8 protein-coding genes are annotated in these 7872 nt (G+C 76.2%); 5 read left to right on the plus strand and 3 right to left on the minus strand.

Going from position 1 to position 7872, the window contains the following annotated elements:
• Positions 1-65 precede the first annotated feature (65 nt).
• Positions 66-896 carry a DUF427 domain-containing protein gene (locus WJX68_RS17935; protein WP_340292397.1) on the plus strand — a complete coding sequence of 277 codons (831 nt, stop codon included), beginning with the start codon at positions 66-68 and terminating at the stop codon, positions 894-896.
• Position 897: 1 nt separating this feature from the next.
• Here the strand turns inward: WJX68_RS17935 and WJX68_RS17940 are convergent, their stop codons facing one another.
• Positions 898-1368, minus strand: a complete 471-nt coding sequence (locus WJX68_RS17940) for a MarR family winged helix-turn-helix transcriptional regulator (RefSeq protein ID WP_340292400.1) — start codon at positions 1366-1368, stop codon at positions 898-900.
• Between the two features lie 73 nt (positions 1369-1441).
• On the opposite strand from WJX68_RS17940, the gene WJX68_RS17945 reads away from it, so the two are divergent.
• The gene (locus tag WJX68_RS17945) at positions 1442-2563 is read left to right on the plus strand and encodes a M20/M25/M40 family metallo-hydrolase (RefSeq protein WP_340292402.1); all 1122 of its coding nucleotides are present in this window, start codon (positions 1442-1444) and stop codon (positions 2561-2563) included.
• Here WJX68_RS17945 and coaA read toward each other — a convergent pair.
• Together coaA and WJX68_RS17955 are read right to left on the minus strand one after the other, a co-directional pair.
• Complete coding sequence (coaA, locus tag WJX68_RS17950; protein ID WP_340292425.1) at positions 2535-3407, minus strand: type I pantothenate kinase; 873 nt, start codon at positions 3405-3407, stop codon at positions 2535-2537. The two genes, WJX68_RS17945 and coaA, sit on opposite strands and share 29 nt — an antisense overlap.
• A 116-nt stretch (positions 3408-3523) precedes the next feature.
• The gene (locus tag WJX68_RS17955) at positions 3524-4300 is read right to left on the minus strand and encodes an SDR family oxidoreductase (RefSeq protein WP_340292404.1); all 777 of its coding nucleotides are present in this window, start codon (positions 4298-4300) and stop codon (positions 3524-3526) included.
• A gap of 143 nt (positions 4301-4443) precedes the next feature.
• On the opposite strand from WJX68_RS17955, the gene WJX68_RS17960 reads away from it, so the two are divergent.
• From WJX68_RS17960 to WJX68_RS17970, 3 genes are read left to right on the plus strand one after another with little or no spacing between them, the layout of a single operon-like run.
• Positions 4444-5772, plus strand: a complete 1329-nt coding sequence (locus tag WJX68_RS17960) for a hemolysin family protein (protein ID WP_340292407.1) — start codon at positions 4444-4446, stop codon at positions 5770-5772.
• Positions 5769-6830, plus strand: coding sequence for a hemolysin family protein (locus WJX68_RS17965; protein WP_340292409.1), 1062 nt, complete (start codon positions 5769-5771; stop codon positions 6828-6830). Before WJX68_RS17960 ends, WJX68_RS17965 begins: the two co-directional genes overlap by 4 nt.
• Before the next feature lie 27 nt (positions 6831-6857).
• Positions 6858-7850 carry a 3-methyladenine DNA glycosylase gene (locus WJX68_RS17970; RefSeq protein WP_340292411.1) on the plus strand — a complete coding sequence of 331 codons (993 nt, stop codon included), beginning with the start codon at positions 6858-6860 and terminating at the stop codon, positions 7848-7850.
• Positions 7851-7872 lie beyond the last annotated feature (22 nt).

Raw genomic sequence — 7872 nt, forward strand, 5'->3', positions numbered from 1 at the left:
GCCCGCCCGCGGGGGTGGTTGTGTGGGGCGCATCCCCCGCACGACCACCCCCGAGGTGACACCCCATGGGACTGACCCGCACCGACGGCCCGCTGTCGCCGTACGCACCGGCGACGGTGAACTACGCGCTCGACGGGCCGCCGCACAGGCTGCTGCTGCACCCGTTCGCGCGCCGGGTGCGCGCGGAGTTCGCCGGGCGCACGGTGCTCGACACCCGCGGCGGGTTCCTGCTGCACGAGTCGAACCTGCTGCCCGTGCTCTACGTGCCCGAGGCCGACCTCGACCACGACGCGCTCGTCGCGAGCGGCCACACGACGCACTGCCCGTTCAAGGGCGACGCGACCTACCGGTCGCTGCGGGTCGGCGACCGCACCGCCGAGAACGCGGTGTGGACCTACCCCGAGCCGGTGGCGAGGGCGCCGTGGCTGCGCGGGCTGGCCGCGCTGTACTGGAACGCCGCGGACGCCTGGTACGACGAGGACGAGCAGGTCTTCGCCCACCTCACCGACCCCTACACGCGCGTCGACGTGCGCCCGACCCGGCGCCACGTCGTCGTCACCCACGTCGCGACCGACGGGCTGCGCACCGTGCTGGCCGAGTCCCGCGCGCCGTGGGTGCTGTCGGAGACCGGGCTGCCGAACCGCTGGTACCTGCCGCCGGCCGACGTCGCGGTCCCCACCACGGCGGGCGAGCTGCGCACCCGTTGCCCGTACAAGGGCGAGGCCCACTACGAGCACGCCGAGCTGCCCGGCGGGACGCGGCTGGCCGACGTGTTCTGGCACTACCCCGACCCGCTGCCCGAGTCGGCCCGGATCGCGGGGCTGCGGGCCACCGCAGGCGGGAGCCGCGACGACGGCTCGCGCATCGAGCTGACCGTGGACGGCGAGCCCGGCTGAGTCAGTCCTCGTCGGCGACGAGCAGCGCCTCGAGCGCGGGCAGCGCGGCCGCCAGTGCGGCGCGCTGGGCCTCGTCGAGGCGGTCGAGACGGCGCGCGACCAGGGCGGTGCGCTGGCTGCGGACCTCACGCAGCCGCGACCGGCCGTCGTCGGAGATCGAGATGAGCACGCCGCGGGCGTCGCCGGGATCGGGCGCGCGCAGGACCATGCCCTGCTCGTCGAGCGCGGACAGCACCCGCGACATGGTGGGGGCGGTGACGCCCTCGCGCCGCGCCAGCTCGGACAGGCGCAGCGGGCCGTGCTGCTCCACGGTCACCAGGGTCGAGAGCTGCAGCGGGGGCAGCGACTCGCTCCCGTCGATGCGGATCCGCCGGTTCAGCCTGCCCACCGCGAGCCGCAGCCGTGACGCCAGCTCGTCCTCGCGCGTCTCGAAACGGCCGGCCACCGCCGTGTCACCGGTTCGCTCACCCATCGCACCATCCTGCCAAACAAGTGTTGAGCAATGGCATCGGCCCCCGCGGGCGGCAGGTGGCAGGGTCACGGGCATGCGCATCCCCGATCCCGTCGCCCTCGCCGGCTCCCTGGTCGCCCTCGACACCCGCGGCGGCGGCGAGCGCGCCGCCGCGGACCTGCTCGCCGGCCTGCTCGACGACGCCGGGTTCGCCGTCGACGTCCGGCCCGACCCGGCCGACCCGGCGCGGGCCAACCTGCTCGCCCGCCGCGGTGACGCCCGTCCCCCGGTCACCCTGACCGGGCACCTGGACACCGTGCCCGCCGACCCGGCCGGCTGGTCGTTCGACCCGCACGCCGGCGACGTCGTCGACGGCCGGCTGCGCGGGCGCGGCAGCACCGACATGAAGGCCGGCGTCGCGGCGATCACGGTCGCGGCGCTGCGCAGCGACCCGGCGACACCGCTGCAGCTGGTGTTCACCTTCGGCGAGGAGACCGGCGGCGACGGCGCGCGCACCCTCACCGGGCTGGAGCCCTCCCCGCTGCTGCTGGTCGCCGAGCCGACCGGGAACCGGGTGCTGCACGGCCACAAGGGCGTGCTGTGGCTGCGCCTGGTCCAGCACGGGCGCAGCGCCCACGGCTCGCGGCCCGACCTGGGCGACAACGCACTCGTCGCGCTGGGCCGGGTCGCGACCGCGCTGCACGGGCACGCGTGGCCGGTGAGCGACACGCACGGCCCCGCGACCGGCAACCCCGGCGTGCTGCGGGCCGGGGTCGCACCGAACCTGGTGCCCGACCGGGCCGAGCTGGAGGTCGACCTGCGCCTGGTCCCCGGGCTGGACGCGGCCGCGGCCCGCGAGCAGGTCGCCGCCGTCGCCCGGGAGGCGCTGGCCGGCACCGGCCACCGGGGGCTGCCGGAGGTCGAGGTGCTGCTGGACCTGCCCGCCGTCGGGACCGACCCGGCCGACCCGCGGGCCCGCGCCGCGGCCGCCGCGCTGGGCCACGACGGCGCCCCGGCCGGGTTCGCGTCCTACTTCACCGACGCCTCGGTGCTGGTGCCCGCCCTGACCGGCGACGACGGCCGCGCCCCCGCGGTCCTCGTGCACGGCCCCGGCGACCCGGAGCTGGCCCACGTGACCGACGAGACCTGCTCGGCGGCGAACATCGTCGACGCGACCGACGCCCTGCTCAGAGCTTGCGCAGCCGCACCCGCGTGACGTCGTGGTTCGGGCCCTTGGTCAGCACCGCGCTCGCCCGCGACCGGGTCGGCAGCACGTTCTGCTCCAGGTTGGGCTGGTTGATCGAGGCCCAGATCGACTCGGCGCGGGCGACGGCCGCGTCGTGGTCGAGCTCGGCGTAGCGGCGGAAGTAGGACTGGGGGTCGCGGAACGCGGTCTGGCGCAGCCGCAGGAAGCGCTCCACGTACCAGCGGCGCACGTCGGCGGTGGCGGCGTCGACGTAGACCGAGAAGTCGATGAAGTCCGACACGGTCAGCGCGCCCGCCACCGCGGGCTGCAGGACGTTGAGGCCCTCGACGATGAGGATGTCCGGGCTGCGCACGACCAGCTGCTCGTCCGGGACGATGTCGTAGACCAGGTGCGAGTAGACCGGCGCGGTCACCTCGGGGCGCCCGCCCTTGATCTCGGACACGAAGCGCAGCAGCTTGCGGCGGTCGTAGGACTCGGGGAACCCCTTGCGCTCCATCAGCCCGCGGGCCTGCAGCTCGGCGTTGGGGTGCAGGAACCCGTCGGTGGTGACGAGCTGCACGTCGGGGTGCTCCGGGGAGCGGGCGAGCAGCAGCCGCAGCAGCCGGGCGGTGGTCGACTTGCCCACCGCCACCGAGCCCGCGATGCCGATCACGAACGGGGTCCGCGCGCCGCCCGCGCCGAGGAAGCGGCGGTAGGCGCGGTAGAGCCGGCCGCCCTCCTCCACGTGCAGGTTCAGCAGCCGCGACAGCGGCAGGTACACCTCGCGGACCTCGTCGAGGTCGACGAAGTCGCCGTAGCTGCGCAGCTGCTCGAGCTCCTCGGCCGACAGCGGCACCCGGGTGGAGGACGCCAGCTGCGCCCAGGAGGGCCGGTCGAAGTCGACGAACGGCGACGCGGTGCCGCGGGCGAGCCCGGAGTTGCGGCGACCGCCGTACTGGGGGGCCGCCGGGCCCACCGGCTGCGGCGCGTTCACTGCCGCACCGAGGTCAGCGCGTACTCCACGACCTGCGCCGGGCTCGCGAGCACGTGCGCGATCCCGTCGGCGACCACGGCCGGGTCCAGGCCGACGGTCGCGAGGCGCTCGGTGAACCGCTCGCGCAGCGGGCCGTCGGGCCAGCCGTCGACGATGCCGGTGTCGACGAACCCCGGCGCGACGACGGTCACCCGCACCCCGCGCGGCGCCAGCTCGGTGCGCAGGCCCTCGGAGACGGCGTGCACCGCGTGCTTGGACGCGGCGTAGACGGCGCCGGCCGCGGTCGGCACCCGCCGCCCGGACATCGACGACAGGTTCACCACGCACGGCGAGGTCCCGGCGGCGAGCGCGTCGGCGGCGGCGCGGGTGAGGACCAGCAGCGCGACGACGTTGAGCGCGAACATGGCCCGCCACCCGTCGGGGGTGCTGCGCTCCCCGTCGCCGGTGACCACGCCCGCGTGGAACACCCCGGCCGCGTTGACCAGCGCGTCGAGCCCGCCCAGGGCCGCGCTCGCGCGGGCGACGGCGGCCTGCGCGGCCGCGTCGTCGGTCACGTCGGCGGCGACGGCGACGGAGCCGGGCAGCTCGGCGGCCAGAGCGTCGAGCCGGTCGGCGCGCCGCGCGAGCAGCGCGACCCGGGCTCCGCGCGCGGTCAGCGTCCGCGCGACCGCCTCGCCGATGCCCGCCGACGCCCCCGTCACCAGCACCCGGCGCCCGTGCAGCGGGTCCGGGGGCGCGGGGGGTGGCGCGGGGGGCGGCGTCGCCGTGGTCATGGCTGACCAACCTAGACCCCGTCCACCGGGCGGATCACCCGCGGGACGTCGTGAGATCACTCGCAGCTCCCGGCGCGCGGTGTCCGGTGACCGGCCGTATCGTCGGGCACCGTTTCGACCCGCATGTGGAGGCCGTGAGCTCCGTGACCGTTCTGCTCTCCCTGCTCGGGCTGCTCGCGGTCGTCGCGCTCACCATGGGCACCGCCGTCTCCGTGGCCTCGGAGTTCTCCCTGACCGCGCTGGAGCGCAGCCGGATCGACGCCGCGGTCGCCCGTAGCGACGACCGCCGCACCCGCTCCGTGCAGCGTGCCCACGCCGGGCTGTCGTTCCAGCTGTCGGGCTGCCAGCTCGGCATCACCGCCACCACCCTGGCCACCGGCTACATCGCCGAGCCCGCCGTCGCCGAGCTCATCCGGCCCGTGCTGGAGGCCGCCGGGCTGCCCGCCGGGCTCGCGTCCGGCGCGGCCACGGTGCTGTCGCTGGTCATCGCGACCGCGCTGTCGATGGTGTTCGGCGAGCTGGTCCCGAAGAACCTGGCGATCGCGCACCCGCTGGAGGTGGCGCGATCGGTGGTGTGGCTGCAGGCCGGTTTCGCCGCGACGTTCCGCTGGCTGATCACCGGGCTGAACGCGGCGGCGAACGCGATCGTGCGCCGGCTGGGCATCGAGCCCGCCGAGGAGCTGCGCTCGGCCCGCTCCCCCGGCGAGCTCGGCTCGCTGGTCCGGGCCAGCGCCGAGAGCGGCAGCATCGACCCGGGCACCGCGACGCTGCTGGAGCGCTCGCTGCGCTTCACCGACCGCGTCGCGGAGGACCTGATGACGCCGCGGGTGCGGGTGGAGACCATCGACGCGGGCGACACCGTCGCCGACCTGCTCGCGCTGGCCCGCCGTTCCGGGTTCTCGCGGTTCCCGGTCGTCGAGGGCGACCCGGACGTGCCGCTCGGGCTGGTGCACGTCAAGCAGGCGTTCTCGGTGCCCGCGCCGCGGCGCGCCACGACCCCGGTGCGGGAGCTGGCCCGCCCGGTGGAGACCGTGCCGTCGTCGCTGGACGGCGACGAGCTGATGACCCGCCTGCGGGCCGCCGGGCTGCAGACCGCCGTCGTCGTCGACGAGTACGGCGGCACTGCGGGCCTGGTCACGATGGAGGACCTGGTGGAGGAGATCGTCGGCGACGTCCGCGACGAGCACGACCGCGACGAGCAGAACCGGGTCCGGCGCCTCGGCGACGGCGTCTGGGCGCTGTCGGGCCTGATGCGCGCCGACGAGGTCGACGACGCCACCGGCTTCCGGATGCCGCGCGGGGAGTACGAGACCCTCGCCGGGCTCGTCGTGGCCCGGCTGGGGCGCATCCCCGACGTCGGGGACACCGTCGAGGTCGACGGCTGGTCGCTGTCGGTGCTGCGCCGCGAGCGCAACCGGGTCGCCGAGGTGCGGGTCGGGACCGCCGCACGGGCCGGGGCGGTGCCGGCGTGAACGACGTGCTCGCCCTGCTCGCCGCGGTCGCCCTGCTCGGGGTGAACGCCTTCTTCGTCGCCGCGGAGTTCGCGCTGATCTCCGGGCGCAAGGACCGGCTGGAGTCGATGGCCGACGCCGGGTCCGCGGGCGCCCGCCGGGTGCTCGACGCCTCGCACGACCTGTCCCGGATGCTGGCCGCGTCCCAGCTCGGCATCACCATCGCCTCGCTGCTGCTGGGCCGCCTCGGCGAGCCGGCGGTGGCGCACCTCATCGACGGCCCGCTCACCGCGGCCGGTGTCCCGGAGGCGTTCGCCCACCCGGTCGCGTTCGCGGTGTCGCTGATGGTCGTCGTCGTCGCGCACATGATGCTCGGCGAGATGGTGCCGAAGAACATCTCGATCGCCGGGCCGGAGCGCGCCGCGATCCTGCTCGTCCCGCCGTTCCTGGTGTGGACGCGGGCGACGCGCCCGCTGATCGACCTGTTCAACTGGATGGCCAACGTCACCCTGAAGCTGGTCGGGGTGACCCCGCGCGACGAGCTGGAGACCGCGTTCACCACCGGCGAGCTCGCCGAGATGCTCGACGACTCCCGCCGCGAGGGCCTGCTCGACGACTCGGAGAGCTCGCGCATCGAGCGGACGCTGTCCTCGGCCGAGGCGACCGTCGCCGACGTCGTGATCGCCCTCGGCGACCTCGTCTGCCTCGACTCCGACGGCGGCGGGTCGACGACGGTGTCGCGGCTGACCGAGGCCGTCGAGCGCACCGGGTACTCCCGGTTCCCGATCCGCGGGGCGCGCGGGCGGCTCACCGGGTACCTGCACGTCAAGGACGTCCTGGACCTGGCCGACGCGGAGTCGGCGACGATCCCGCCGCAGCGGGTCCGCAGCCTGCCCACGGTCGCGGCGACCGACCGGCTCGACGAGGCGCTGTCGGCGCTGCGCTCCGCGCGGGCGCACCTGGCCCGCGCGGTCGACGCCGGCGGTGCCACCGTCGGCGTGGTCACCATGGAGGACCTGACCGAGGCGTTCGTCGGCAGCGTGCGCGACGCCACGCACGCCCCCGGCACCCCGGCCTGAGCGGGCGCCGCCGTACCGTCTGCAGGTGTGAGCGCCCCGTCCCCCGCCGTCGCCGGTGCCGTCGTGCTGGACGGGCCGCAGTGGCGGGCGCGGGCGGCCGCGCACCGCGCGCGGGTCGCGGCGTGGACGGTGCCGCACCGGGAGCGCCGCCGCCGCGGCGAGCCGCACCCGGTGTGGGACTTCCTGTTCACCTACTACTCCCACCGCCCGGCGCAGCTGGAGCGCTGGGACCCGGGTCCCGGGCTCGCCCTGCGCGACGCCGGCGAGCTCGCCGGGCGCCCCGGTCACGTCCTGCGCGAGGACGGCACCGTGGTGCTCGACCCGGCCGCGCTGCCGCAACGGCTGGTCACCACGGCGGCGTTCGTGCACCGGCTGCTCGACGCGACCCGCTCCCGCCCGGCCCGGCTCGGCTGCTTCGGGCTGCACGAGTGGGCGATGGTGTACCGCGCCGACGCCCCCCGCCACCGCGGCACGGCAGAGCTGCGCCTGGGCCGCGCCGGCACCGACGCCGTCGTCGAGTCGGCGCGGATCAGCTGCACCCACTACGACGCCTACCGGTTCTTCACCCGCGACGCGGCGCCGCGCAACGAGCTGGCCCCGACCCGCGAGCGGCAGGTCGAGCTGGAGCAGCCGGGCTGCCTGCACGCGACCATGGACCTCTACAAGTGGGCCTACAAGCTGGCCCCGGCCGTGGGGTCGGAGCTGGTGGCGGACTGCTTCGCCCTGGCCGCGGACGTGCGCGAGCTCGACATGCGGGCCTCGCCGTACGACCTGTCCGGGCACGGGTTCACCCCGGTGCCGATCGAGACCGCGGCCGGGCGGGCGGACTACGCGCGGGCGCAGGCCGCGTTCGCCGAGCGGGCCGCGCCGCTGCGCGACCGGCTCGTCGCGCTCGCCGGGCTGCTGTGCGGCGCACCCGCCCCCGCCGGAGACGGCACCGGAGACGGCACCGGAGACGGCACCGGAGACGGCACCGGAGACGGCACCGGGGCCGCCGGGGGGTCCCCGGCGGCCCCGTGACCGGCCGTCCTCAGCTGCCGAC

Source organism: Pseudonocardia spirodelae, from assembly GCF_037727765.1.
GTDB lineage: Bacteria > Actinomycetota > Actinomycetes > Mycobacteriales > Pseudonocardiaceae > Pseudonocardia > Pseudonocardia spirodelae.

Coding starts and splice junctions, on each gene's coding strand:
- WJX68_RS17935 (WP_340292397.1), top strand. CDS start 66: ATGGGACTGACCCGCACCGACGGCCCGCTGTCGCCGTACGCACCGGCG.
- WJX68_RS17940 (WP_340292400.1), bottom strand. CDS start 1,368: ATGGGTGAGCGAACCGGTGACACGGCGGTGGCCGGCCGTTTCGAGACG.
- WJX68_RS17945 (WP_340292402.1), top strand. CDS start 1,442: ATGCGCATCCCCGATCCCGTCGCCCTCGCCGGCTCCCTGGTCGCCCTC.
- WJX68_RS17955 (WP_340292404.1), bottom strand. CDS start 4,300: ATGACCACGGCGACGCCGCCCCCCGCGCCACCCCCCGCGCCCCCGGAC.